Here is a 25,832-nt window from a genome sequence, read left to right on the forward strand (position 1 = left end):
ATCCGTATGGTTCTGGAAATTCACGTTAATGAACTTATTAAAATCGCTGGCTGCCGTCAGCTCGATGACCATGTTCTCTCGCGTTCTCGGTTTTGCGCGCGATGCCATTGTGGCAAGGGTCTTTGGTGCAGGGATGGCAACGGACGCCTTTTTCGTGGCGTTCAAACTGCCGAACCTGCTGCGTCGCATTTTTGCTGAAGGGGCGTTCTCCCAGGCGTTTGTGCCCATTCTGGCGGAATATAAAAGCAAGCAGGGTGAAGACGCGACGCGCGTGTTTGTCTCTTATGTCTCCGGGTTGCTGACGCTGGCGCTGGCCGTGGTGACGGTAGTCGGTATGCTGGCCGCGCCCTGGGTCATTATGGTGACCGCGCCCGGCTTTGCCGACACGGCGGATAAATTTGCCCTGACCTCGCAGCTTCTGCGCATTACCTTCCCCTATATTCTGCTGATCTCGCTGGCCTCGCTGGTGGGGGCGATCCTGAACACCTGGAACCGCTTCTCCGTTCCGGCGTTTGCGCCGACGTTTCTCAACGTCAGCATGATCGGTTTTGCGCTGTTCGCCGCGCCGCACTTCAACCCGCCGGTGCTGGCCCTGGCCTGGGCGGTCACCGTGGGCGGCGTGCTGCAGCTGGCTTATCAGCTGCCGCATCTGAAGAAAATCGGCATGCTGGTGCTGCCGCGCATCAACCTCAAAGATGCCGGGGCGATGCGGGTGATTAAGCAGATGGGGCCCGCCATTCTTGGCGTCTCCGTCAGCCAGATCTCGCTGATTATCAACACCATCTTTGCCTCTTTCCTGGTGTCGGGTTCCGTCTCGTGGATGTACTACGCTGACCGCCTGATGGAGTTCCCCTCCGGCGTGCTGGGCGTGGCGCTGGGGACCATCCTGCTGCCGTCGCTGTCGAAAAGCTTTGCCAGCGGCAACCATGACGAATACTGCCGCCTGATGGACTGGGGCCTGCGTCTTTGCTTCCTGCTGGCCCTGCCAAGCGCGGTAGCGCTGGGGATCCTCGCCAAGCCGCTGACGGTGTCGCTGTTCCAGTACGGGAAATTCACTGCGTTTGACGCCGCGATGACCCAGCGCGCGCTGGTCGCTTACTCGGTGGGATTGATGGGGCTGATTGTCGTCAAAGTGCTGGCGCCGGGCTTTTACTCGCGTCAGGACATCAAAACGCCGGTGAAAATTGCCATTGTAACGCTGATTATGACGCAGCTGATGAACCTGGCATTTATCGGCCCGCTGAAGCATGCCGGCCTGTCGCTGTCTATTGGTCTGGCGGCCTGTCTGAATGCCGGGCTGCTTTACTGGCAGCTGCGCAAGCAGGATATCTTTACGCCGCAGCCGGGGTGGGCAAGTTTCCTCGTGCGTTTGGTCGTGGCGGTACTGGTGATGTCTGCGGCACTCATCGGGATGATGTACGTCATGCCGGAGTGGTCTCTGGGCACAATGCCTTATCGTCTGATGCGGCTGATGGCCGTGGTGGGCGTTGGGGTGGTAGCGTATTTTGCCACGCTCGCCGTGCTGGGCTTCAAAGTGAAAGAGTTTACCCGCCGGACGGCATAAACGCCAAAAGGGGAGTTCACCTCAGGGTGCTCCCCACTGCAAGATTTGTCGCTTACGCGTCAAATCGAAATCTTTTTTACACCCGCAATACGTGCCGTCGCTGTCTGACCATCCGCGCCGTACAGTCCGGTTTCTTTATGCGGCTTCAGCACCTCAAGCGCCTGCTGATTACGCTCTATCTGGCCTTCAAGCAGCCAGCCGTTATGCTGGTTGAGATCGCGCAGATGCTGGGTTTTTTCGGTAATGGTCTGCCAGCGCTCGGCAATATCGTCATTGGCGCTGCGCTTCGAGTCCTGCTCGGCGCGGCGCTGCTGCTCCAGATAATCCAGCGTGGCCAGCAGCGAACTCTTATCTTCAGTAATACGCTGCAGCGCGCTGCCGTTAATGTGACCGGAAGAGAGATGCTGTTGTTCAGCATCCATTACCGTTTTCAGGTCGTTCAGGACAACCGTCATTTGATCCAGTATTTCTGACAGTCGACTCATACGGTTAGTTACTCTGTAAGAAACTCTGTGCTTCCTGAATCAGGGCATCAGCGATTTTGCTGGTGTCCATTTTCAGCTCACCGTTGCGAATAGCCGTTTTCAGCGCTTCAACACGTTCCATATTGATATCGTTGCTGCCTGGCTGCATCAGTTTTGCCTGGGCATCGCTCAGGGTCACGCTGGTGCTGTTAGACGTTGACGGTTTTTCCAGACGCGTTTTCTGAGGGGTAGCGTCGTTCGTTTCGCGAGGCTGTACAGCGCTTACCGGCTTCAGGGCTGATGTACGATCAATGCTCATAGTGTTGTCCTCATCGAGGGTTCGCGGCGTTTGCGCCTGACATCATCATTAGTGGAATATTTATCGGCACGCGCCGCGAAATCTTTAAAAAGATTATAGGTTAATCAGAATATTCCCATCAGAATCGACGGTTCCGCTCACCACCTGGCCTGAGGACATTCTGACGCGGGCGTTTTGCGCTACCGCGGCATTGTTTAACGCTTTCCCTTCACTGTTGATGCTAAAGCCGTCTCCGTTGGCAACGACCATCACCTGCTGTCCCGCTTTGACACGCCACGCCTGGCGCAGCATGGAGAGCTGAATCGCTTGGCCCGGCGCGACATCGCGCAGGCTGACGGCGTCCTGTGCCTGGTTAATGTCCAGCATTGTCCGCGGCGGGAGCTGATCCAGACGCCCGCGCTTTAACGTCACGCTGTTTGCCTGCAGCGCGCTGCCACGCACAATGGGTACGGCGGCGACAACATAATTGCCCGTCGCCTGAACTGCAACCTGTAAATAGCGTTTTTCATTGGCGCAGCGTGCCAGGACGTTCACATTGCCCCACAGCTTCGTGGTCCCCGTCACGCTGAAGGACGGTTGCTCGCAGGTCGGATACAGATTCGGCGGCGTGCGGATGGTCACGTTAACGTCATCGCTAAAGCCCGCCAGCTTCTGGGCAAAAAAATTCGTCAGCGCATCCTGTAAATCCCCGGCATTCACCAGAGGGCTAAACAGCAAGAAGGTTGCCATCAGGCCACGTTTTAACGTTTGCATCGCAAGTTCCACCGTTTCCAGAGTTGGATGAATTCTACCTGCAGTGGTTTTGCATCAACGGAATAAATAGCGACGCATTTTGTGCTTATTCCGTCGATAGGGGAGACCGGGTGAGATTTAAGCTGTGAACTGAAATTTTGCCATCAGCGGAGGAGACATGCTCGATAAACTCGACGCCGCGTTACGTTTTCAGCAGGAAGCGCTCAATTTACGCGCCCAGCGGCAGGAGATTTTAGCCGCCAACATCGCTAACGCCGATACACCCGGGTATCAGGCGCGCGATATTGATTTTTCCAGTGAGCTCAAAAAGGTGATGGAGCGTGGACGTGCCGAAGGAACGGGTGTTGCACTCGCCATGACATCCTCTCGCCATATTCCCGCTCAGGCGATGACCGCGCCAGCGACCGATTTACTTTATCGCATCCCTGACCAGCCTTCACTCGACGGTAACACCGTGGATATGGACCGGGAGCGTACGCAGTTTGCCGATAACAGCCTGAAATACCAGACGGGCCTGACCGTACTCGGCGGACAAATCAAAGGCATGATGAACGTCCTGCAGGGGGGCAACTGATAAATGGCCTTGCTGAATATTTTTGATATCGCCGGCTCGGCGTTAACCGCCCAGTCCAAACGTCTGAACGTGGCCGCCAGTAACCTGGCGAACGCCGACAGCGTGACCGGACCTGACGGACAGCCTTATCGTGCCAAACAGGTTGTGTTTCAGGTCGACGCTGCGCCAGGCGCGGCAACGGGCGGCGTGAAGGTGTCTGACGTGGTTGAGAGCCAGGCGCCGGACAAGCTGGTGTATGAGCCAGGTAACCCGCTCGCGGACGCTAACGGATACGTGAAGATGCCAAACGTGGATGTGGTGGGTGAGATGGTGAACTCCATGTCGGCGTCCCGTAGCTACCAGGCGAACGTCGAAGTGCTTAATACCGTGAAGAGCATGATGCTCAAAACACTCACTCTCGGCCAGTAAAGGAGACATGCATGTCCATCGCCGTAAATGTGAATGATCCGACGAACACGGGTGTTAACAACACCAAAAGTTCGACAAGCTCCAGCTCCCTGACGGGAAGCAATGCCTCCGATTTGCAGAGCAGTTTTCTGACGCTGCTGGTGGCGCAGCTTAAGAACCAGGATCCGACTAACCCAATGCAGAACAACGAACTGACTACGCAGCTTGCGCAGATCAGTACCGTGAGCGGCATTGAGAAACTGAATACCACCCTCGGTTCCGTCTCCGGTCAGATTAACAGCGCTCAGTCCCTGCAGGCGGCAAGCCTGATTGGTCACGGCGTGATGATCCCGGGGACCACGATCCTGGCGGGCACCAGCACCACCGACGGTACATCGACCACCACCACTACGCCGTTCGGCGTTGAATTGCAGCAGGCGGCTGACAAAGTGACGGCGACGATCACCGACTCAACCGGCGCCGTGGTTCGCACCATCGACATCGGCGAGCTGAAAGCGGGCGTTCACACCTTTACCTGGGACGGCAGCCTGACCGACGGCACGAAAGCACCAAATGGCTCCTACAAAGTCGCGATTAGCGCCAGCAACGGGACGACCCAGCTGGTGGCGCAGCCGCTGCAGTTCGCGCTGGTTCAGGGCGTGATTAAAGGGGGCGACGGCAACAAACTGGATTTGGGTACCTCCGGTACCACCACACTCGACGAAGTTCGGCAGATTATCTAAGCCTTAACACTTATCAGGAGTAAGTCATGGCCTTTTCTCAAGCGGTCAGCGGCCTGAATGCTGCGGCCACCAACCTGGACGTCATTGGCAACAACATCGCCAACTCCGCGACCTATGGTTTCAAATCCGGTTCTGCGTCTTTTGCAGATATGTTTGCCGGTTCCAAAGTGGGTCTGGGCGTAAAAGTTGCGGGCATCACTCAGGACTTTACCGACGGTACCACCACCAACACCGGTCGTGGCCTGGACGTTGCCATCAGCCAGAACGGTTTCTTCCGTATGGTCGATGCAAACGGCTCGGTGTTCTACAGCCGTAACGGCCAGTTCAAGCTGGACGAAAACCGTAACCTGGTGAACATGCAGGGGATGCAATTAACGGGATATCCGGTTGCCGGAACGCCATCAACGGTTCAGACCGGTGCGAATCCGCAGGCGATTAATATCCCGACCACGCTGATGGCCGCGAAGTCCACCACCACGGCTTCCCAGCAGATTAACCTCAACTCCACCGATGCCGCACCAACCGCCGCCTTCGATCCGGCCAACCCGGATACCTACAACAAAAAAGGTACGGTAACCGTCTTTGATAGCCAGGGTAATGCGCACAACATGAACCTGTTTTACGTCAAAGATGCGACCCCGGCTAACTCCTGGAAAGTGTATGCCCAGGACGGCAGCGTGGCAGGCAGCGCGGCGGCAGTGGCCACGACCTTGACCTTCGATAATAACGGTACGTTGATCGGGGGTGGAAACATCAACATCACTACCGCGACTATCCCAGGTGCGGACCCGGCGACCTTCGCGATGAGTTTTGCTAACTCCATGCAGCAGAACACCGGTGCGAACAATATCGTGGCGACCAACCAGAACGGCTTCAAGCCGGGCGATCTGGTCAGCTATCAGATTAATGATGACGGCACCGTCGTCGGGAACTACTCCAACGAGCAGACTCAGGTGCTGGGCCAGATCGTGCTGGCAAACTTCGCCAACAACGAAGGCCTGAAGTCCGAAGGGGATAACGTCTGGTCTGCCACGCAGTCTTCCGGTGTTGCCCTGCTGGGCACCGCGGGCTCCGGTAACTTCGGCACGCTGACCAACGGCGCGCTGGAAGCCTCTAACGTGGACCTGAGTAAAGAACTGGTGAACATGATTGTCGCACAGCGTAACTATCAGTCGAATGCGCAGACCATCAAGACCCAGGATCAGATCCTCAACACGCTGGTTAACCTGCGTTAAGCGGCTAACAGGAAAGCGCAATGGATCACGCAATATATACCGCGATGGGCGCGGCAAGTCAGACGCTCAGCCAGCAGGCCGTTACCGCCAGCAACCTGGCAAATGCCTCTACGCCGGGCTTTCGCGCGCAGCTGAATGCGCTGCGCGCAGTGCCGGTGGAGGGGCTCTCCCTGCCGACCCGTACGCTGGTGGCGGCATCCACCCCGGGCGCAGACATGACGCCAGGGCAGATGGATTACACCTCACGCCCGCTGGACGTTGCTCTGCAGCAGGACGGCTGGCTGGCGGTGCAAACGGCGGACGGTGGCGAAGGCTATACCCGTAACGGGAATATCCAGGTCAGCGCGACCGGCCAGCTGACGATTCAGGGGCATCCGGTGATGGGTGAAGCGGGCCCGCTGACCGTGCCGGAAGGCTCTGAGCTGACCATCGCCGCGGACGGCACCATCTCGGCGCTGAACCCGGGCGATCCGGCCAACACCATTGCCCCCGTCGGGCGTCTGAAGCTGGTCAAAGCGGAAGGCAAAGAGGTGCAGCGCGGCGACGACGGCATGTTCCGTCTGACCCAGGCAGCTCAGGCTACCCGTGGTGCCACATTACAGGCCGATCCGAGCATCCGCGTGATGTCCGGCGTTCTGGAAGGCAGCAACGTTAAGCCGGTAGCCGCTATGAGCGACATGATCGCCAGCGCCCGTCGTTTTGAAATGCAGATGAAAATTATCAGCAGCGTGGACGAAAACGCGGGCAAGGCTAACCAACTTCTGTCGATGAGTTAACAGGACTCTTTATGATCAGTTCTTTATGGATCGCGAAAACTGGCCTGGACGCGCAGCAAACCAACATGGATGTGATTGCCAACAACCTGGCAAACGTGAGCACCAATGGTTTCAAGCGTCAGCGCGCCGTTTTCGAAGATTTGCTTTATCAAACCATCCGCCAGCCGGGCGCGCAGTCTTCTGAACAGACGACGCTGCCGTCAGGCCTGCAGATCGGCACCGGCGTTCGCCCGGTGGCGACCGAGCGTCTGCACAGCCAGGGCAACCTGTCTCAGACCAACAACAGCAAAGACGTGGCGATAAAAGGCCAGGGCTTCTTCCAGGTGCAGCTGCCTGACGGGACCTCTGCCTACACCCGTGACGGTTCCTTCCAGGTCGATCAGAACGGCCAGCTGGTAACGGCGGGTGGTTTCCAGGTTCAGCCTGCGATCACCATTCCGGCGAACGCCCTGAGCATTACCATCGGCCGCGACGGCATTGTGAGCGTGACCCAGCAGGGGCAGGCCGCGCCGGTCCAGGTCGGACAGCTCAACCTGACCACCTTCATGAACGATACCGGTCTGGAAAGCATTGGTGAGAACCTCTACACCGAAACGCAATCCTCCGGTACGCCAAATGAAAGTACGCCAGGCCTGAACGGTGCCGGTCTGCTGTATCAGGGGTATGTCGAAACCTCCAACGTGAACGTGGCGGAAGAGCTGGTGAATATGATCCAGGTCCAGCGCGCGTATGAAATTAACAGTAAAGCAGTCTCTACGACCGATCAGATGCTGCAGAAACTGACGCAACTCTAAGGTGTAGCCCGGTGCGGTAAACCCCGCACCGGCTCCCTGTTTTCGAAGATGAAGGCAATGCAAAAAAACGCGGCGTTTCGTTATCCGATACTGACTGTTCTGGCCGTCACCCTCAGCGGGTGCGCTTTGATCCCGTCTAAACCATTGGTCCAGGGTGCGACGACTGCCCAACCCGTTCCTGGCCCTGCGCCAGTTGTAAACGGCTCCATTTTCCAGACCGCGCAGCCGATTAACTACGGCTATCAGCCGCTGTTTGAAGATCGCCGCCCGCGTAATGTCGGCGATACATTGACCATTGTGCTGCAGGAAAACGTCAGCGCGAGCAAGAGCTCGTCGGCGAACGCCAGCCGCGATGGCAAAACCAATTTTGGCTTTGACACCGTTCCACGCTATCTGCAGGGCCTGTTCGGCAATGCCCGTGCGGATGTTGAGGCCTCCGGCGGCAACACCTTTAACGGTAAAGGTGGCGCGAACGCCAGCAACACCTTCAGCGGTACGCTGACGGTCACGGTTGACCAGGTGCTGGTTAACGGCAATTTACACGTCGTGGGTGAAAAACAGATCGCCATTAACCAGGGCACTGAATTCATTCGCTTCTCGGGCGTGGTGAATCCACGCACCATCAGCGGCACCAACACCGTTCCGTCCACCCAGGTGGCGGATGCGCGCATTGAGTACGTCGGCAACGGCTACATTAATGAAGCGCAGAATATGGGTTGGCTGCAGCGCTTCTTCCTTAATTTATCGCCGATGTAAGCGAGGTGACCCATGTTTAAATCGATCTTCGCCGCGGCGCTGGTTCTTGTCGCAACGTTTGCCCAGGCCGATCGCATTCGCGATCTCACCAGCGTTCAGGGCGTCCGCGGGAACTCGCTGATTGGCTATGGCCTGGTGGTGGGGCTGGACGGTACCGGTGACCAGACCACCCAGACGCCGTTTACTACCCAAAGCTTAAACAACATGCTTTCCCAGCTCGGCATTACCGTGCCGGCGGGAACCAACATGCAGCTGAAAAACGTGGCCGCGGTAATGGTCACTGCCTCCTACCCGGCGTTTGCGCGCCAGGGGCAGACCATTGACGTGGTGGTCTCCTCAATGGGTAACGCCAAAAGCCTGCGCGGCGGTACGCTGCTGATGACCCCGCTGAAAGGCGTCGACAGCCAGGTCTACGCGCTGGCGCAGGGGAACATCCTGGTCGGCGGGGCAGGCGCATCCGCTGGCGGAAGCAGCGTCCAGGTGAACCAGTTGAACGGCGGGCGCATCACCAACGGTGCGATCATCGAGCGTGAACTGCCGACCCAGTTTGGCGCGGGCAACACCATCAACCTGCAGCTGAATAATGAAGACTTCACGATGGCGCAGCAGATTGCCGACACCATCAACCGCAGCTATGGCAATGCCACGGCACTGGATGCGCGTACCGTGCAGATCCGCACCTCCACCGGCAGCAGCAACCAGGTGCGCATGCTGGCGGATATCCAGAATCTGGAAGTGAACGTGCCGGTGCAGGATGCCAAAGTGATCATCAACTCCCGTACGGGCTCCGTGGTGATGAACCGGGAAGTGTCGCTGGATAGCTGTGCCGTGGCGCAGGGTAACCTGTCGGTGACGGTTAACCGTTCCGCCAACGTCAGCCAGCCGGATACACCATTTGGTGGCGGCCAGACGGTAGTGACGCCGCAAACGCAGATTGATTTACGCCAGAGCGGCGGTTCCCTGCAGAGCGTGCGCTCCAGCGCCAACCTGAACAGCGTGGTGCGTGCCCTGAACGCCCTGGGCGCGACGCCGATGGATCTGATGTCCATTCTGCAATCGATGCAAAGCGCTGGCTGCCTGCGCGCCAAACTGGAAATCATCTGATGCTGACCGATAGCAAACTGTTGACCAGTGCCGCCTGGGACGCCCAGTCGCTCAACGAACTGAAAGCCAAAGCAGGTAAAGACCCGGCGGCGAATATCCGCCCGGTCGCCCGCCAGGTGGAAGGGATGTTTGTACAGATGATGCTGAAGAGCATGCGCGAAACCCTGCCGAAAGACGGGATGTTCAGCAGCGATTCAACGCGTCTTTATACCAGCATGTACGACCAGCAGATTGCGCAGCAGATGACCGCCGGTAAAGGCCTCGGTCTGGCTGACATGATTGTCAAACAGACCGCCGCCGCACAGGGTGTTCAGCCAGAAGAGCAGCCGCCGCAGGTGCCGATGAAGTTCGACCTTGAAACGGTGACCAGTTATCAGAATCAGGCGCTGACGCAGATAGTGCGTAAAGCGATACCGAAGGCAACGGGCAGCGGCGACGAGGCGCTCTCCGGTGACAGCAAAGACTTCCTGGCGCAGCTTTCTCTGCCGGCACGGCTTGCCAGTGAACAGAGCGGCGTGCCTCACCACCTGATTCTGGCCCAGGCCGCGCTGGAGTCGGGCTGGGGCCAGCGCCAGATCCGCAAGGAAAACGGCGATCCGAGCTTCAACATCTTCGGCGTGAAGGCCACCTCCAGCTGGAAGGGGCCGACCACGGAGATCACGACTACGGAATACGAGAACGGCGCGGCGGTGAAGGTGAAAGCCAAATTCCGCGTTTACAGCTCTTATCTGGAAGCGTTGTCTGACTATGTGGGTCTGCTGAGCCGAAATCCGCGCTATACCGCCGTTACGCAGGCGGCTACGGCGGAGCAGGGCGCTCAGGCCCTGCAAAACGCGGGCTACGCGACCGACCCGAACTATGCACGTAAGCTCACCAGCATGATCCAGCAGCTGAAATCCATGGGCGAGAAGGTCAGCAAAGCCTATAGCACAGATATCGAAAATCTGTTCTGAAAGTTCTCAAGTCCCGGTGGAGGTTGCCGATAACCTTCATCAGGACTCGTGTCTGAACGTATAAAAGGAACCCCCATGTCCAGTTTGATTAACAGCGCCATGAGTGGCCTCAGTGCCGCGCAGTCGGCACTCAATACCGTCAGTAATAATATTTCAAGCTATAACGTGGCAGGTTACACCCGCCAGACGACGGTTCTGGGTGCATCTAACAGCACGCTGACCGGCGGTGGCTGGGTGGGTAACGGGGTGTATGTCTCCGGTGTCCAGCGTGAATATGACGCTTTCATCACCAACCAGCTGCGCGCCGCGCAGACCCAGAGCAGCGGCCTGACCACGCGCTATCAGCAGATGTCAAAAATTGACGATGTGCTCTCCGATACCACCAACTCGCTTTCCACCACCCTGCAGGATTTCTTTAAGAGCCTGCAAACGCTGGTGAGCAACGCGGAAGACCCGGCTGCGCGTCAGACGGTGCTGGGAAAAGCGGGCGGCCTGGTCAATCAGTTCAAAACCAACGATCAGTATCTCCGCGATCAGGATACGCAGGTGAATACCGCGATCGGGACCAGCGTTTCGCAAATCAACAACTATGCCAAACAGATTGCCAATCTGAACGATCAGATTTCCCGCCTCACCGGCGTCGGCGCGGGCGCATCGCCTAACGATCTGCTCGACCAGCGCGATCAGCTCGTCAACGAGCTGAACAAAATCGTGGGTGTGGAAGTTTCGGTTCAGGATAGCGGCACGTTTAACATCTCTTTCGGCAACGGCTACAGCCTGGTGCAGGGCAGCAAAGCTAACCAGCTGGCTGCCGTGAAGTCCAGCGCCGATCCTTCCCGCACCACTATCGCCTACGTCGATGAAGTTGCGGGTAATGTCGAGATCCCGGAAAAGATGATCACTACCGGTTCGTTAGGCGGTTTGCTGACCTTCCGCGCGGAAGATCTGGATAAGGCTCGTAATAACCTGAACCAGATGGCGCTGGCGTTTGCCGACGCGATGAACAAGCAGCACGAGGCCGGCTTTGATGCCAACGGCGATGCGGGCGGCAAGCTGTTCGGCTTCGGTTCTCCGGCTGTGCTTTCCAACAGCAAAAATAGCGGCACGGCGGTCGTCAATGCCACCGTTGCGGACAGCACCAAAGTTCAGGCAACGGACTATAAGCTGCAGTTTAACGGCACCGACTGGACCATCACCCGCACGTCGGACAAGACCAGCTTTACCATGAGCCCGGATGCCAGCGGCAATCTGTCGTTTGATGGTCTCAACGTGAACGTCAGCGGTTCGGCCAACGCCAAAGACAGCTTTACCGTGAAGCCCGTCTCTGACGTCATCATGAATATGGAACTGTCCATCAGTGACGAATCCAAACTGGCCATGGCCGCGGTGCAGAACGGCGGTGAGAGCGATAACCGCAACGGGCAGAAAATGCTCGATCTGCAAAACAGCAAAGTGGTTGGCGGGAACAAAACCTTTAACGATGCCTATGCCTCACTGGTGAGCACCGTAGGGAGCACCACCGCTTCACTGAAAGTCAGTAGCCAGACGAAAGCCAATGTGGAAACGCAGTTAATTAAGCAGCAGCAGACCATCTCTGGGGTAAACCTCGACGAAGAGTATGGCAACCTGCAGCGTTATCAGCAGTATTACCTCGCCAACGCGCAGGTGCTTCAGACTGCCAGTACGCTCTTCGATGCAATTATCAACATTCGTTAAGGTTGAGGTGAAAAATGCGTATTAGCACCCAGATGATGTACGAACAGAACATGCGCGGGATCACCGATTCCCAGAGCAGATGGCTGAGCTACGGTGAGCAAATGTCCACCGGCAAGCGCGTTAACCGTCCGTCGGACGATCCTATCGCGGCTTCGCAGTCTATTGTGCTGTCACAGTCTCAGTCTCAAAACAGCCAGTTCGCGTTAGCGCGCACCTTTGCCACGCAAAAAGTGTCGCTGGAAGATAACGTGCTGACCCAGGTGAACACCGCGTTATCAAGCGTGCGTGAGAAGCTGGTCTACGCGTCAAACGGCACCTTAAGCGATGACGACCGTCTCTCTCTGGCGACCGATATCCAGGGGATCCGCGACCAGCTGATGAACCTGGCTAACACGACGGATGGCAATGGTCGCTTTATCTTTGCGGGATACAAAACCGAGAGTGCACCGTTTGATGCCGCAACCGGCACCTACAATGGTGGTACTGAGGCGATCACTCAGCAGGTCGATACGGCGCGAAACATGGCGATCAGCCATACCGGCCAGCAGATCTTTGAGAGCATTACCAGCAATGCACAAGAGCTGCCGGGCGGTGGGTATGGCGATACCAACATGTTTAAAATCCTTGATTCCGCCATTGCTTCGTTGAAAACGCCGATTGAGAACGATCCGGCCGCGGCCGCCGCGCAAGGCCAGGTGATTTCCAACGCGCAGATCGGTATTAAAAACGCTCAGAACAACGTCCTGACGGTCGTTGCGGATGTGGGTACTAAACTGAACGAACTGGAAAAACTCGATACCCTGGGTGACGACCGCGCGCTGGGTCAGACTAAGCAGATGAGCGACCTGGTGGACGTGGACTGGAACGAAGCGATTTCCTCTTACACCATGCAGCAGGCGGCCCTGCAGGCTTCTTATAAAGCGTTTAGCGATATGCAGGGCATGTCTCTGTTCCAGCTGAACAAATAACATCTTGACCTCTTGGAACATGTCTTGAAACTGGGCATGTTTTACTGCCCAATCCGTCTGGATTGGGCATTTTTTTTATGCCATTTCTGCTGGTGCCGAGGCGACCCGCGCGCTTTCAATCATACGGATTGCCAGCGCAATGATGCCGCAAACCGTTGCCAGCGCAACCACGCCCGTCCAGCCAGCCAGCGTGTAAATATTGCTGCCTAACGCGGAACCCAACGCCATACCGATAAAGATCACGGTAAAGAGCAGGGCGTTCAGACGACCCCGCGCCTGTGGCTCAAGGCTGTAAACCAGATTCTGGTGCGCGACCAGGCTGGACTGCAGGCCCAGATCGAACCCGATAGCAGAGACGGCAATCAGAATCAGCTGTCCGTGAACTCCCAGGGCGGGCATCAGGAACATCAGGGCAAACGAGACGGTCACAAGGACGGCACCAAGCTGCGTGACTTTCCCGGCACCCAGTTTATCCGCCAGGCCGCCTGCCAGCGGGGCTGCCAACGCACCGGCTGCACCTGCGATACCAAAACCACCGGCGACGGCACTCCCGAGGTGATAGCGTTCCAGCAGCATGACCGCAAGCGTAGACCAGAAGGCGCTAAAGGCTATCGACAGAAAACCCTGGGCCAGCGCGGCACGGCGCAGAGCGGGATAACGACGCCACAGATGCTCCATCGAGCGCAGCAGAGCGGGATAGCTCAGCGTGGAGTGAACGGCGAAACGAGGGAGTACGGCCCACATCACCACGCCGATAAACGCAATACTTGCCGCAGCCAGTTGATACATCACGCGCCAGCCAAACGCTTCGCCCACCACGCCGCTGACGGTTCGGGAGAGCAAAATGCCCAGCAGCAGACCGGTCATCACCGTACCCACGGTTTTCCCCTGTTTGCCTTCCGGCGCAAGGATCGCCGCAGCCGGGACAATATCCTGCGCCATGGTGGCGGCCATGCCGATGAGCAGGCTTGCCAACAGCAGGGAGTGGATCTGTCCGGTCAGGCTACAGCCCAGCAGGAACAGCGCCAGGGCTGCGCTCTTTATCAGGATTAACGTTCTGCGGTCGTGGCGATCGCCGAGCGGCAGCAGGAACAGGATCCCTAAGGCATATCCCGCCTGGGTGAGGGTCGGGACCAGGCCCATTCCTTCGATACTCAGGTGAAGGTCGGCGCCCATCAGAGGCAGCAGAGGCTGGGCATAATAGATGGATGCCACGCTGAAGCCTGCACCGAGCGCCAGCATTAAGATTACCCAGCGGCTTACGGCATGGGCGCCGGTTGTTGTATTCATAAGACGTTCCTCATTCATCGTGTGAGGCTATTTTTCATCAGTACGCCTTGCGGCGGTAGCGGGCGCGGTGGTAAAACGCTTATACGTTGAACGTATAGATGAAAAGTAAATGAAAAGAGCTGAGCGTATAGACAGGGTAGAGCTGATGCGGACGTTTGTCCGCATTGTGGAGGCGGGTTCCCTTTCTGCGGCGGCACGGCAGCTGGACACCACCCAGGCCACGGTGAGCCGGCGGCTGCAGTCGCTTGAGACTATGCTGGGCGTGCGTCTGATGTTGCGCACCACCCACACGACGCGGTTGACGGATGACGGGGAGCGCTGCTATCAGCATGCCCGCCGGGTAATTGACAGCTGGCTGGCGCTGGAAGATGAGGTGGGGCAGACGGAAGATGAACCTGTAGGCGTGCTGCGGGTGCGGGCGCCGCATGCGTTTGGTCAGGATCAGCTCCTGAAACCACTAACCGAATTTCTACAGCGTTATCCGCAGCTTTCTATTGAATGGATGCTCAACGATCGGTCGGCTGATTTTCTGGGCGACAACCTTGACTGCGCTATTCGGGTGGGAATGGAAGTCGACCCGGCGACCGTGTCCGTGCTGCTGGCCGAAGTGCCGCGCTCGGTGGTGGCTTCTCCGGCATTGCTGGACCGCTTTCCGACGGTTAACGCCCCGGAGGATGTGCAGCAGCTTCCCTGGATTGCCATCAGCTCTTTCTACCAGCGCCATGTGGAGCTTTTTCACGAGGCATCATTCGCCACCGCGCGCGTGATAATTACCCCACGCCTGAGCACCGACAGTCTGTATGTCGCACGCAATACGGCACTCACCGGCCTTGGCGTGGCGGTAGTATCCAGCTGGACGGTACAGGATGATATCCGGGAAGGTCGGCTGGTACATTTGCTGCCAGAGTGGCAGCCGGCGGCGTTACCGGTGCATCTGGTTTACCCCTGGTCCCGGTATTATCCTGCGCGCTTGCGGCGATTTCTGGAGCTAATGCGGCAGATCATGCCGGAGGTCACCGGGATGAGAAAGCCCGTGCAGCAGCCATAAAAAAAGCCGACCCGAAGGTCGGCTTTTTACTTTCTGCGTCGTTATTCTACAGACTGCGGACGCGTCGCTGGTGCCGTCGCCTGATGCGTTGCACTGTGGCCGCCTGCAGCGCCTTTACCGTCAAAGCTGAACGCCGGGCGAACCCAGTCGCTGTGACGCGGTGCTTCAGGCACATACTCTGGTGCCGGAGCGCGCGTCATCGGCGCTGTCGCAACGTGAGCAGGCACAGGAGCGGCGGCAACCTTAACCGGCTCTGGCTCCACTTCAGGCGCTTTCGCTTCTTCAACAACCGGTTCAACCTGAATCTCAACGTCCTGAACGATTTCTTCAGTGGTGGTTTCGACGAGGGTATCAGCGGCTTCTTCCACTGCGGCTACAGGTTCAGCCTCTTCAGCGACTTCCTCTGCCACCACGACATCTTCTTCGGCGATAATCTGCGGTGCGGCATCAACCGGCGCGGCAATCACTTCAGGATGGGTGGTTTCGACGTCCACTGCGTGTGGTTTTGCCGCTTCAACAACCTGAGGTTCAACCACGGTTGCTGCTTCGGTCATAGCATCTTCAACCGCGGCTACAGGAGCAATCACCTCTTCGGTCACAGCCTGCTCTTCAACAGCCTGCTCCAGGCGAGCGACCGGATAACGGATCCAGACTTTGCCGGATGCCATTTCTGGTGACGCGCACGCCACGGTCAACGGCATTGGAGACTGAGTCGGATAACGCTCGTCACGGTAGCGACGACGACGCTGGCCACTCACGCGCAGATGACGCGGAGAACGGCGGGAGCGACGCGGCATACCTGCGTTGTCACGGTTTTCACCGTTTTCATCTTGCTCAACGTTATTGTCCACGACGGCTGGCAGGTCAACTTTTGCAACCTGCGTGCCTGTTGCGGTTTCTGCCGCTTCAGCTGCAACTACGGTGGTTTCTTCTACCGGAGCCGCACCAACGCGCACTTTCTGTGACAGCTGGCGCTGCTTACGACGAGGCATCACCTGAGTACGTTCTTCCTGCTCGCCGTCCTGCTGCTCAGCGGGCTCTTCGCGGTTCAGGTTTTTAACTTCCTGCTGCGCCTGACGCTTCTCGTCGTTACGACGACGGTTACGTTCGCGGCGTGGCTGCTGCTCGTCGCGCTGTTTGCTCTTCTCAGACTCATCGCCCGCCTGCTGGCGAATTTCACGATCTTCAACATTCTGCTGCTGTTTCTCGCGACGGTTGCGACGGTTGTCTTCGCGCTGCTCACGGCCTTCGTTATTGTCTGAGCGGCTGTCACGACGCTCGTTACGGTCGCTGCGGTCGTTACGATCGCGGCGGTTGTTCTGACGCTTGCGACGGTCCTGCTGACGTTCAGGTTTGGCTGCTTTAGGTTCTTCTTTCGGCTGCTCTGGCTGAACTTCTTCACCCGCAAACATCTTCTTCAGCGCGCCTAAGAAGCGGCTCAGCAGACCCGGTTGCGCCGGCTGGGCTTTCACTGCCGTTGCTTCTGGTTTCTGCGCCGCCGGTTTGGCTGCCGTTTTTTCCAGCGCCGCTTCCGGTGGTGCTTCAGGCATAATGAAGGTCGCTAACGCAGGCTGCTCTGGCAGTTTGCGCTCGGCAGGTTCTTCATCGGAAGGCAGCGCCATCTCTTCTTCATGCAGCTTCGGCAGCAGGTAGCTGAGGGTGCTGGTCTCTTCGCCCTTACGGACACGCAGCACGTGATAGTGCGGGGTTTCCATCTGGTCGTTTGGCACGATGATGCAGCGAACGCCGCCCTGACGCGCTTCGATTGCGCTAACCGCTGCACGTTTTTCGTTCAGCAGGTAGGAGGCAATCGGCACAGGCACAATGGCGTGAACCTCTTTGGTGTTCTCTTTCAGCGCTTCTTCTTCAATCAGACGCAGGATAGAGAGAGACAGAGATTCGTTATCACGCACGGTACCAGTGCCGGAGCAGCGCGGGCAGACGTGATGGCTGGACTCACCCAGCGACGGGCTCAGACGCTGGCGGGACATCTCCAGCAGGCCGAAGCGCGAGATGTGGCTAATCTGGATACGCGCGCGATCCTGACGCACCGCTTCACGCAGGCGGTTTTCAACCGCGCGCTGGTGGCGAACAGGGGTCATGTCGATGAAGTCGATAACAATCAGACCGCCCAGGTCGCGCAGGCGGAGCTGGCGGGCGATTTCATCAGCGGCTTCAAGGTTGGTGTTGAAGGCCGTCTCTTCGATGTCCCCGCCACGGGTTGCACGCGCGGAGTTGATGTCGATAGCGGTCAGCGCTTCTGTGGTATCGATAACGATAGAACCGCCAGACGGCAGGCGCACTTCACGCTGGAAGGCGGACTCGATCTGGGATTCGATCTGATAGTGGCTGAACAGCGGGATTTCACCGGTGTACAGTTTAATTTTGCTGGTGAAATCCGGACGACCCAGCGCGGCGATGTGCTGGCGAGCCAGCTCAAGCACTTTCGGGTTATCGATCAGAATCTCACCGATGTCCTGACGCAGGTAATCACGGAAGGCACGCACGATAACGTTGCTTTCCTGGTGGATCAGGAACGGAGCAGGGCGGCTTTCTGCGGCTTTCTGGATAGCTTCCCAGTGCTTCAGACGGAAGCTCAGGTCCCACTGCAGCGCTTCGGCAGATTTGCCCACGCCCGCGGTACGCACGATAAGCCCCATGCCATCCGGCAGCTCAAGGCTTGCCAGCGCTTCTTTCAGCTCGGTACGGTCATCACCTTCGATACGGCGAGAGATGCCCCCCGCGCGCGGGTTGTTTGGCATCAGCACCAGATAGCTCCCCGCCAGGCTGATAAAGGTGGTCAGTGCGGCACCCTTGTTGCCGCGCTCTTCTTTATCAATCTGAACGATAACTTCCTGACCTTCACGCAGAACATCTTTGATGTTTGGGCGGCCATGGGCGTTGTAGTTTGCAGGGAAATATTCGCGGGCGATTTCTTTCAGAGGGAGGAAACCATGACGCTCAGCACCGTAATCGACAAATGCAGCTTCAAGGCTTGGTTCAATGCGGGTGATTTTACCTTTGTAAATGTTCGCTTTTTTCTGTTCGTGTCCAGGACTTTCGATATCCAGATCGTACAGGCGCTGCCCATCCACAAGGGCGACACGCAACTCTTCTTGCTGAGTTGCGTTGATTAACATTCTTTTCATCGTAACTTACTCGTTATTCTTACATTGACGACAAAGCTGCGGGCAAGGTGACGCTTTCCGGGGTATGAACCGATGGCCTCGTGTCTGTTCACGTCGCCAACCTCACGGTTGTCGCTCGCTTAAGAGGCGCAGAGTGTCGGTTGCCTGTATTTCATACGGAAACACAGCGCAATTATCAGGGGAATTGCCTGGGTAGAACTCTCCAGAGAACAATCCTTATACCGGGAAGTACTGCAACCCGCAGCCCGCTAACTGCCTGAAAGATCAATACGTCTTACGCCATTGCTGCGTGGATGATCGGTCAGACAAAATTGGTCATTCCGTCGACATCCTTACAAAACCCGGATTTAACGCGGAAAACAGCCCCATTATTCCACTGCTCGCCGGGTTATAGCAAGATGACTTTTACCAATTATCACCCGGTTACTCACAGTTTCTTCACCTCAAGGTGGTGATTGGTTTAATAACCACCAAATCGATTGCGTGAAACGGGGCGCAGGCCGGATAAAAGTAAATATAAGCATAGAAAAATGAGTGGCGCTAATGGCTGACGATATTTAGAATCGCCAACCATGAAAACAGAGACTCCAGCCGTAAAAATGGTTGCTATCGCGGATGACTACGCGGGGCAACGCATCGATAACTTCTTGCGCACCCAACTGAAGGGCGTGCCAAAGAGTATGATTTACCGCATCCTGCGTAAGGGCGAGGTGCGGGTGAATAAAAAACGCGTGAAGCCTGAGTATAAGCTCGAAGCCGGTGATGAAGTGCGTATTCCACCGGTTCGCGTGGCTGAACGTGAAGAAGAGGTGGTGTCGCCGAAGCTGCAAAAAGTCGCGGCCCTGAGCGATGTCATCCTTTATGAGGACGATCATATTCTGGTGCTGAATAAGCCATCGGGTACCGCGGTCCACGGTGGTAGCGGTCTGAGCTTCGGCGTGATTGAAGGGTTACGTGCGCTGCGTCCGGAAGCCCGTTTCCTCGAACTGGTTCACCGCCTGGACCGTGATACCTCAGGCGTGCTGCTGGTAGCGAAAAAGCGTTCAGCGCTGCGTTCCCTGCACGAGCAGCTGCGCGAGAAGGGCATGCAGAAAGATTATCTGGCGCTGGTGCGCGGTCAGTGGCAGTCCCACGTGAAGGTGGTGCAGGCCCCGCTGCTGAAGAACATTCTGCAAAGCGGCGAGCGCATTGTGCGCGTGAGCCAGGAAGGGAAACCGTCGGAGACGCGCTTTAAGGTTGAAGAGCGCTACGAGTTTGCCACGCTGGTGCGCTGCAGCCCGGTGACGGGACGTACCCACCAGATTCGCGTGCATACCCAGTTTGCGGGCCATCCGATTGCGTTTGATGACCGCTACGGCGATCGCGAGTTCGATAAGCAACTGGCGGGCACGGGCCTGTCGCGTCTGTTCCTGCATGCGGCAGCGCTGAAGTTTACCCATCCTAATACCGGGGAAGTTATCCGTATTGAAGCGCCGCTGGACGAGCAGTTGAAACGCTGCCTGAAGGTTCTGCGCGGCTGATTATGTGCCGGGTGGCGCTGCGCTTACCCGGCCTACGAAACCCGTAGGCCCATGCAAGCGAAGCGCCGCTGGGCATAACTTACACGATCAGCGGATTACACTCTTCTCGCCGTAACATCTGACACAAGGCAATCAGCGGCAATCCCACCAATGTGTTCGGATCCCGCCCATCCAGTTTGTCGAACAGCGCAATCCCCAGTCCTTCACTCTTAAAGCTTCCTGCGCAGTTCAGCGGACGTTCCCGGCGCACGTAGTCCATAATCTCCTGCTCGCTAAGATGGCGGAAGTGCACGTCGAACGGCTCGCATTCGGTTTGCAGATGGCCGGAGGCGGAGTTATAGAGCGCCAGGCCCGTGTAAAAGGTCACGATAGTGCCCCGCGCACGCAGAAGCTGCTGGCAGGCATTCTCCTCCGTATGGGGCTTGCCGGTGATTTCACCGTCCAGCACGCAAACCTGATCGGAGCCTATAATCAAATGTGCAGGATAACGTGCGGCCAGCGATTGCGCTTTCTCCTTAGCGAGACGCGTTACCAGATGACGCGGTGATTCACCCGGCTGCGGCGTCTCATCAACGTCCGGCGCGGCGCATTCAAACGGGATCCCGAGCTTTTCCAGCAGCGTTCGACGGTAGGGAGAAGTGGAAGCAAGGACGAGATTTGGCATATTTTTATCACCAGATATAGCGTATCGATGCCAGCCATTTTAAACTACAGGCCGCAATGTGTGCGAATAATTGGCAAAAGGCAGCTCTGGTTGCCTTTTTCTTTGACTCTATGACGTTACAAAGTTAATATGCGCGCCCTATGCAAAAGGTAAAATTACCCCTGACTCTTGATCCGGTTCGTACGGCTCAAAAACGCCTTGATTACGAAGGTATCTATACTTCCGATCAGGCCGAGCGTATTGCCGAATCTGTAGTCAGTGTGGACAGTGATGTAGAATGCTCCATGTCGTTCGCTATCGACAACCAGCGTCTCGCCGTTTTAACCGGTGATGCAAAGGTAACGGTAACGCTCGAGTGTCAGCGTTGCGGGAAACCGTTTGTACAGCATGTTCACACAACGTATTGTTTCAGTCCGGTTCGTTCTGACGAACAGGCTGAAGCACTCCCGGAAGCGTATGAGCCGATTGAGGTTAACGAATTCGGTGAAATCGATCTTCTGGCTCTGGTTGAAGATGAAATCATCCTCTCCTTGCCAGTCGTTCCGGTGCATGATTCTGAACACTGTGAAGTGTCCGAGGCGGACATGGTCTTTGGGGAACTGCCTGATGAAGCGCAAAAACCAAACCCATTTGCCGTATTAGCCAGCTTAAAGCGTAAGTAATTGAGGAGTAAGGTCCATGGCCGTACAACAGAATAAACCAACCCGTTCCAAACGTGGCATGCGTCGTTCCCATGACGCGCTGACTGCAGTTACCAGCCTGTCTGTAGACAAGACTTCTGGTGAGAAACACCTGCGTCACCACATCACCGCTGACGGTTTCTACCGCGGCCGCAAGGTTATCACTAAGTAATCGCGCGAAAGCGTGATTAGGCTTAGTGAGGATTTCCCCGTGCAAACGGGGAAGTTACCGAACCAGGCTGCGACGATACCTTGACACGTCTAACCCTGGCGTTAGATGTCATGGGGGGAGATTTTGGCCCTTCCGTGACAGTGCCTGCAGCATTGCAGGCACTGAATTCTAATTCGCAACTCACACTTCTTTTAGTCGGCAATCCCGACACAATCACGCCATTACTTGCAAAAGCTGACTTTGAACAACGTTCGCGTCTGCAGATTATTCCTGCGCAGTCAGTTATTGCCAGTGATGCACGCCCCTCACAGGCGATTCGTAATAGCCGTGGCAGCTCTATGCGCATGGCGCTGGAGCTGGTAAAAGAAGGACGAGCGCAGGCTTGCGTCAGCGCCGGCAATACCGGTGCGCTGATGGGGCTGTCGAAATTACTGCTCAAGCCGATTGAGGGCATTGAGCGCCCGGCGCTGGTGACGGTGTTACCGCATCAGCAGAAGGGGAAAACGGTGGTGCTCGATTTGGGCGCTAACGTGGATTGTGATAGTACCATGCTGGCTCAGTTCGCCGTGATGGGGTCGGTGCTGGCAGAAGACGTGGTCGGGATCAACAATCCCCGCGTTGCGTTATTGAATATTGGTGAAGAAGAGACCAAAGGCCTGGACAGCATTCGCGACGCTGCTGAAATGCTCAAACAGGTTCCCTCCATCAACTATATTGGTTATCTCGAAGCCAATGAGTTGCTGACGGGAAAAACGGATGTTCTGGTGTGCGATGGCTTCACCGGAAACGTAACGTTGAAGACCATGGAAGGGGTCGTGCGCATGTTCCTTTCTCTGCTGAAATCTCAGGGAGAAGGCAAAAAAAGCGCCTGGTGGTTGATTTTATTGAAGCGTTGGTTACAAAAGAGCCTGACGCGGCGATTCAGTCACCTCAACCCCGACCAGTATAATGGCGCCTGTCTGTTAGGATTGCGCGGCATCGTGATTAAGAGTCATGGCGCCGCCAATCAGCGAGCATTTTCTGTCGCCATTGAACAGGCAGTGCAGGCGGTGCAGCGACAAGTCCCTCAGCGGATTGCCGCTCGCCTGGAATCTGTATTAGCTAAAAGTGACTGAGCGTACATGTATACGAAGATTTTAGGTACCGGCAGCTACCTGCCAAAACAAGTGCGTACCAACGCCGATCTGGAAAAAATGGTAGATACGTCTGACGAGTGGATTGTCACGCGCACAGGTATCCGTGAACGTCGTATCGCCGCGCCAGACGAAACCGTGTCCACCATGGGTTACGAAGCCGCACAGCGCGCTATCGAAATGGCGGGTATCGATAAAGAAGAGATTGGCTTGATCGTGGTTGCCACGACGTCTGCCACGCATGCTTTCCCAAGCGCGGCGTGTCAGGTGCAGAACATGCTCGGTATTAAAGGCTGCCCGGCGTTTGACGTTGCCGCCGCGTGCGCAGGTTTCACCTACGCGCTGAGCATTGCCGATCAGTATGTTAAATCTGGCTCCGTCAAATATGCGCTGGTTATCGGTGCTGACGTTTTGGCGCGTACCTGCGATCCAACCGATCGCGGAACGATCATTATTTTCGGTGATGGTGCCGGTGCGGTGCTGCTGGGGCAGTCCGAAGAGCCGGGTATCATCTCCACGCATCTGCATGCCGATGGCCGCTACGGCGAGCTGTTAACGCTGCCTAACGCCGATCGCGTTAATCCGGACAGCTCCATCTACCTGACCATGGCGGGTAACGAGGTGTTCAAGGTGGCGGTGACCGAGCTTGCGCACATTGTCGATGAGACGCTGGAAGCAAATAACCTTGAACGCACCGCGCTCGACTGGCTGGTGCCGCATCAGGCGAACCTGCGTATCATCAGCGCCACCGCTAAAAAGCTGGGCATGTCGATGGATAACGTTGTGGTGACGCTGGATCGTCACGGCAACACCTCTGCGGCGTCGGTACCGTGCGCATTTGATGAAGCGGTACGCGACGGACGAATCAAACGGGGCCAGCTGGTCTTGCTTGAAGCCTTCGGTGGCGGGTTCACCTGGGGTTCCGCGCTGGTTCGTTTCTAGTATAAGGAATAAAAAATGACGCAATTTGCTTTTGTGTTCCCGGGCCAGGGTTCTCAAACCGTTGGGATGTTGTCTGAAATGGCAGCAAACTACCCGGTCATTGAAGAGACTTTTCGTGAAGCTTCTGATGCGCTGGGTTATGATCTATGGGCGCTGACCCAACAGGGTCCGGCCGAAGAGCTGAACAAAACCTGGCAAACTCAGCCAGCGTTGCTGACTGCGTCCGTTGCGCTGTGGCGCGTATGGCAGCAGCAGGGCGGTAAAGCGCCAGCGCTGCTCGCGGGCCATAGCCTGGGTGAATACTCTGCGCTGGTGTGCGCCGGTGTGATTGCGTTTGCTGACGCGGTGCGCCTGGTAGAACTGCGCGGTAAATTCATGCAGGAAGCGGTGCCAGAAGGAACGGGTGGCATGTCTGCCATTATTGGTCTGGATGATGCCGCGATTGCAAAAGCGTGTGAAGAATCTGCTGAAGGGCAGGTGGTTTCTCCGGTTAACTTCAACTCGCCGGGCCAGGTTGTTATTGCTGGTCATAAAGAGGCCGTTGAACGTGCCGGTGCTGCCTGTAAAGCCGCGGGCGCCAAACGCGCACTGCCGCTGCCGGTCAGCGTACCGTCTCACTGCGCACTGATGAAGCCCGCAGCCGAGAAACTGGCGGCTGAGCTGGAAAAAATTACCTTTAACGCACCGACGATTTCCGTTGTGAACAACGTCGATGTGAAATGCGAAACCGCGCCGGAGGCTATCCGTGACGCACTGGTTCGCCAGCTCTATAGCCCGGTACAGTGGACCAAAACCGTTGAGTTTATGGCCTCTCAGGGCGTTGAGCACCTTTATGAAGTCGGTCCTGGTAAAGTCCTCACCGGTCTGACGAAACGTATTGTTGACACCCTGACTGCCTCGGCGATTAACGAGCCGGAAGCGATGTCAGCGGCACTCTCGCAATAAAAGAGGAATACCATGAGTTTTGAAGGAAAAATTGCCCTGGTTACTGGCGCAAGCCGCGGTATCGGGCGTGCAATTGCTGAAACACTGGTCGCGCGCGGCGCGAAGGTGATTGGTACAGCAACCAGCGAGAATGGCGCTCAGGCCATCAGCGAGTATCTGGGTGCGAACGGTAAAGGTCTGGTACTGAATGTGACCGAACCTGCATCTATCGAATCTGTTCTGGAAAATATTCGCGCAGAGTTTGGTGAAGTGGATATTCTGGTCAATAATGCCGGGATCACTCGCGACAACCTGCTGATGCGAATGAAAGATGATGAGTGGAACGATATTATCGAAACCAACCTGTCATCTGTATTCCGTCTGTCAAAAGCGGTAATGCGCGCTATGATGAAAAAGCGTCATGGTCGTATTATCACTGTTGGTTCTGTGGTTGGTACCATGGGAAATGCTGGTCAGGCTAACTACGCTGCGGCGAAAGCAGGTCTGATCGGTTTCAGTAAGTCGCTGGCGCGTGAAGTCGCGTCCCGCGGGATTACTGTAAACGTTGTTGCTCCGGGCTTTATTGAAACGGACATGACGCGTGCGCTGACTGATGATCAGCGTGCGGGTACGCTGGCGGCAGTTCCGGCGGGTCGTCTTGGCGACCCTAAAGAAATCGCCAGTGCGGTTGCATTTTTAGCCTCTGACGAAGCGGGTTACATCACTGGTGAGACCCTCCACGTCAACGGCGGGATGTACATGGTTTAATCACGATCGAAAATATTTGCGTTATTAGGGCAAATGGCCTCAAAATAACGTAAAATCGTGGTAAGACCTGCCGGGATTTAGTTGCAAATTTTTCAACATTTTATACACTACGAAAACCATCGCGAAAGCGAGTTTTGATAGGAAATTTAAGAGTATGAGCACTATCGAAGAACGCGTTAAGAAAATTATCGGCGAACAGCTGGGCGTTAAGCAGGAAGAAGTTGTGAACTCCGCTTCCTTCGTTGAAGACCTGGGCGCAGATTCTCTTGACACCGTTGAGCTGGTAATGGCTCTGGAAGAAGAGTTTGATACTGAGATTCCGGACGAAGAAGCTGAGAAAATCACCACCGTTCAGGCTGCCATTGATTACATCAACGGCCACCAGGCGTAAGTGAACATCTCCAGGCGGTCATTCGACCGCCTGAGTTTTATCTTT

At 56.6% G+C, this 25,832-nt stretch carries 27 protein-coding genes; 21 read left to right on the top strand and 6 right to left on the bottom strand.

Annotated elements, in window-relative coordinates; genetic code table 11:
• The first annotated feature begins 28 nt into the window (after positions 1-28).
• A complete protein-coding gene (murJ, locus tag DG357_RS08695) occupies positions 29-1,564 on the top strand; it encodes a murein biosynthesis integral membrane protein MurJ (RefSeq protein ID WP_028012700.1) in 1,536 nt (511 codons plus the stop codon).
• 59 nt (positions 1,565-1,623) lie between these two features.
• Here murJ and flgN read toward each other — a convergent pair whose 3' ends face one another.
• The 3 genes from flgN to flgA all read right to left on the bottom strand — a co-directional run bounded on the left by flgN (position 1,624) and on the right by flgA (position 3,100).
• The gene (gene flgN, locus DG357_RS08700; RefSeq protein ID WP_028012701.1) at positions 1,624-2,049 is read right to left on the bottom strand and encodes a flagella biosynthesis chaperone FlgN; all 426 of its coding nucleotides are present in this window, start codon (positions 2,047-2,049) and stop codon (positions 1,624-1,626) included.
• 4 nt (positions 2,050-2,053) lie between these two features.
• Positions 2,054-2,347 carry a flagellar biosynthesis anti-sigma factor FlgM gene (flgM, locus tag DG357_RS08705; protein ID WP_014883360.1) on the bottom strand — a complete coding sequence of 98 codons (294 nt, stop codon included), beginning with the start codon at positions 2,345-2,347 and terminating at the stop codon, positions 2,054-2,056.
• Between the two features lie 93 nt (positions 2,348-2,440).
• Positions 2,441-3,100 carry a flagellar basal body P-ring formation chaperone FlgA gene (gene flgA / locus DG357_RS08710; protein WP_088204997.1) on the bottom strand — a complete coding sequence of 220 codons (660 nt, stop codon included), beginning with the start codon at positions 3,098-3,100 and terminating at the stop codon, positions 2,441-2,443.
• Positions 3,101-3,257: 157 nt separating this feature from the next.
• On the opposite strand from flgA, the gene flgB reads away from it, so the two are divergent.
• The 11 genes from flgB to flgL all read left to right on the top strand — a co-directional run bounded on the left by flgB (position 3,258) and on the right by flgL (position 13,106).
• A complete protein-coding gene (gene flgB, locus DG357_RS08720) occupies positions 3,258-3,674 on the top strand; it encodes a flagellar basal body rod protein FlgB (RefSeq protein ID WP_008500815.1) in 417 nt (138 codons plus the stop codon).
• Between the two features lie 3 nt (positions 3,675-3,677).
• Positions 3,678-4,082: a flagellar basal body rod protein FlgC gene (gene flgC, locus DG357_RS08725; protein WP_013097138.1), complete on the top strand. Its 405-nt coding sequence runs from the start codon at positions 3,678-3,680 to the stop codon at positions 4,080-4,082.
• Between the two features lie 11 nt (positions 4,083-4,093).
• Positions 4,094-4,804 (top strand): flagellar hook assembly protein FlgD, encoded by a 711-nt coding sequence (flgD, locus tag DG357_RS08730; RefSeq protein ID WP_041910524.1) that lies wholly within the window; start codon positions 4,094-4,096, stop codon positions 4,802-4,804.
• Between the two features lie 26 nt (positions 4,805-4,830).
• Positions 4,831-6,039 carry a flagellar hook protein FlgE gene (flgE, locus tag DG357_RS08735; RefSeq protein WP_041910523.1) on the top strand — a complete coding sequence of 403 codons (1,209 nt, stop codon included), beginning with the start codon at positions 4,831-4,833 and terminating at the stop codon, positions 6,037-6,039.
• A gap of 20 nt (positions 6,040-6,059) precedes the next feature.
• The gene (locus tag DG357_RS08740) at positions 6,060-6,815 is read left to right on the top strand and encodes a flagellar basal body rod protein FlgF (RefSeq protein WP_088204998.1); all 756 of its coding nucleotides are present in this window, start codon (positions 6,060-6,062) and stop codon (positions 6,813-6,815) included.
• 11 nt (positions 6,816-6,826) lie between these two features.
• The gene (gene flgG / locus DG357_RS08745; RefSeq protein WP_000625853.1) at positions 6,827-7,609 is read left to right on the top strand and encodes a flagellar basal-body rod protein FlgG; all 783 of its coding nucleotides are present in this window, start codon (positions 6,827-6,829) and stop codon (positions 7,607-7,609) included.
• Positions 7,610-7,666: 57 nt separating this feature from the next.
• Positions 7,667-8,365: a flagellar basal body L-ring protein FlgH gene (flgH, locus tag DG357_RS08750; protein WP_023311139.1), complete on the top strand. Its 699-nt coding sequence runs from the start codon at positions 7,667-7,669 to the stop codon at positions 8,363-8,365.
• Between the two features lie 12 nt (positions 8,366-8,377).
• Positions 8,378-9,469, top strand: a complete 1,092-nt coding sequence (locus DG357_RS08755; RefSeq protein WP_028012706.1) for a flagellar basal body P-ring protein FlgI — start codon at positions 8,378-8,380, stop codon at positions 9,467-9,469.
• Positions 9,469-10,422 carry a flagellar assembly peptidoglycan hydrolase FlgJ gene (flgJ, locus tag DG357_RS08760; RefSeq protein WP_088204999.1) on the top strand — a complete coding sequence of 318 codons (954 nt, stop codon included), beginning with the start codon at positions 9,469-9,471 and terminating at the stop codon, positions 10,420-10,422. The genes DG357_RS08755 and flgJ overlap by 1 nt, the downstream gene beginning before the upstream one ends.
• A gap of 75 nt (positions 10,423-10,497) precedes the next feature.
• Positions 10,498-12,138, top strand: coding sequence for a flagellar hook-associated protein FlgK (gene flgK / locus DG357_RS08765; RefSeq protein WP_048956760.1), 1,641 nt, complete (start codon positions 10,498-10,500; stop codon positions 12,136-12,138).
• Between the two features lie 14 nt (positions 12,139-12,152).
• Positions 12,153-13,106: a flagellar hook-associated protein FlgL gene (gene flgL / locus DG357_RS08770; RefSeq protein ID WP_041910520.1), complete on the top strand. Its 954-nt coding sequence runs from the start codon at positions 12,153-12,155 to the stop codon at positions 13,104-13,106.
• Between the two features lie 75 nt (positions 13,107-13,181).
• On the opposite strand, the gene DG357_RS08775 is transcribed toward flgL, so the two are convergent.
• Positions 13,182-14,396, bottom strand: coding sequence for an MFS transporter (locus tag DG357_RS08775; protein WP_088205000.1), 1,215 nt, complete (start codon positions 14,394-14,396; stop codon positions 13,182-13,184).
• Between the two features lie 109 nt (positions 14,397-14,505).
• Here DG357_RS08775 and DG357_RS08780 point away from each other — a divergent pair, with 109 nt between their 5' ends.
• The gene (locus tag DG357_RS08780) at positions 14,506-15,444 is read left to right on the top strand and encodes a LysR family transcriptional regulator (RefSeq protein WP_088205001.1); all 939 of its coding nucleotides are present in this window, start codon (positions 14,506-14,508) and stop codon (positions 15,442-15,444) included.
• Positions 15,445-15,485: 41 nt separating this feature from the next.
• Here the strand turns inward: DG357_RS08780 and rne are convergent, their stop codons facing one another.
• Positions 15,486-18,593 (bottom strand): ribonuclease E, encoded by a 3,108-nt coding sequence (gene rne / locus DG357_RS08785; RefSeq protein ID WP_088205002.1) that lies wholly within the window; start codon positions 18,591-18,593, stop codon positions 15,486-15,488.
• A 572-nt stretch (positions 18,594-19,165) separates the two neighbouring features.
• Between rne and rluC the strand changes: the two genes are divergently transcribed.
• A complete protein-coding gene (gene rluC / locus DG357_RS08795; RefSeq protein ID WP_028012713.1) occupies positions 19,166-20,113 on the top strand; it encodes a 23S rRNA pseudouridine(955/2504/2580) synthase RluC in 948 nt (315 codons plus the stop codon).
• Between the two features lie 79 nt (positions 20,114-20,192).
• On the opposite strand, the gene DG357_RS08800 is transcribed toward rluC, so the two are convergent.
• Positions 20,193-20,777, bottom strand: a complete 585-nt coding sequence (locus tag DG357_RS08800) for a Maf family protein (RefSeq protein WP_041910516.1) — start codon at positions 20,775-20,777, stop codon at positions 20,193-20,195.
• Between the two features lie 140 nt (positions 20,778-20,917).
• On the opposite strand from DG357_RS08800, the gene yceD reads away from it, so the two are divergent.
• From yceD to acpP, 7 genes are all read left to right on the top strand, one after another.
• Complete coding sequence (yceD, locus tag DG357_RS08805) at positions 20,918-21,439, top strand: 23S rRNA accumulation protein YceD (protein WP_021240759.1); 522 nt, start codon at positions 20,918-20,920, stop codon at positions 21,437-21,439.
• 16 nt (positions 21,440-21,455) lie between these two features.
• Positions 21,456-21,629 carry a 50S ribosomal protein L32 gene (gene rpmF / locus DG357_RS08810; protein ID WP_003857964.1) on the top strand — a complete coding sequence of 58 codons (174 nt, stop codon included), beginning with the start codon at positions 21,456-21,458 and terminating at the stop codon, positions 21,627-21,629.
• A gap of 80 nt (positions 21,630-21,709) precedes the next feature.
• Positions 21,710-22,744 carry a phosphate acyltransferase PlsX gene (gene plsX / locus DG357_RS08815; RefSeq protein ID WP_028012715.1) on the top strand — a complete coding sequence of 345 codons (1,035 nt, stop codon included), beginning with the start codon at positions 21,710-21,712 and terminating at the stop codon, positions 22,742-22,744.
• Positions 22,745-22,750: 6 nt separating this feature from the next.
• A complete protein-coding gene (locus DG357_RS08820) occupies positions 22,751-23,704 on the top strand; it encodes a beta-ketoacyl-ACP synthase III (RefSeq protein ID WP_041910515.1) in 954 nt (317 codons plus the stop codon).
• A gap of 15 nt (positions 23,705-23,719) precedes the next feature.
• Positions 23,720-24,649, top strand: coding sequence for an ACP S-malonyltransferase (gene fabD / locus DG357_RS08825; RefSeq protein ID WP_028012717.1), 930 nt, complete (start codon positions 23,720-23,722; stop codon positions 24,647-24,649).
• Positions 24,650-24,661: 12 nt separating this feature from the next.
• Positions 24,662-25,396: a 3-oxoacyl-ACP reductase FabG gene (gene fabG, locus DG357_RS08830; RefSeq protein WP_010429699.1), complete on the top strand. Its 735-nt coding sequence runs from the start codon at positions 24,662-24,664 to the stop codon at positions 25,394-25,396.
• Positions 25,397-25,550: 154 nt separating this feature from the next.
• Positions 25,551-25,787, top strand: coding sequence for an acyl carrier protein (gene acpP / locus DG357_RS08835; RefSeq protein WP_003857954.1), 237 nt, complete (start codon positions 25,551-25,553; stop codon positions 25,785-25,787).
• Positions 25,788-25,832 lie beyond the last annotated feature (45 nt).

Source organism: Enterobacter bugandensis, from assembly GCF_900324475.1.
Lineage (GTDB): Bacteria > Pseudomonadota > Gammaproteobacteria > Enterobacterales > Enterobacteriaceae > Enterobacter > Enterobacter bugandensis.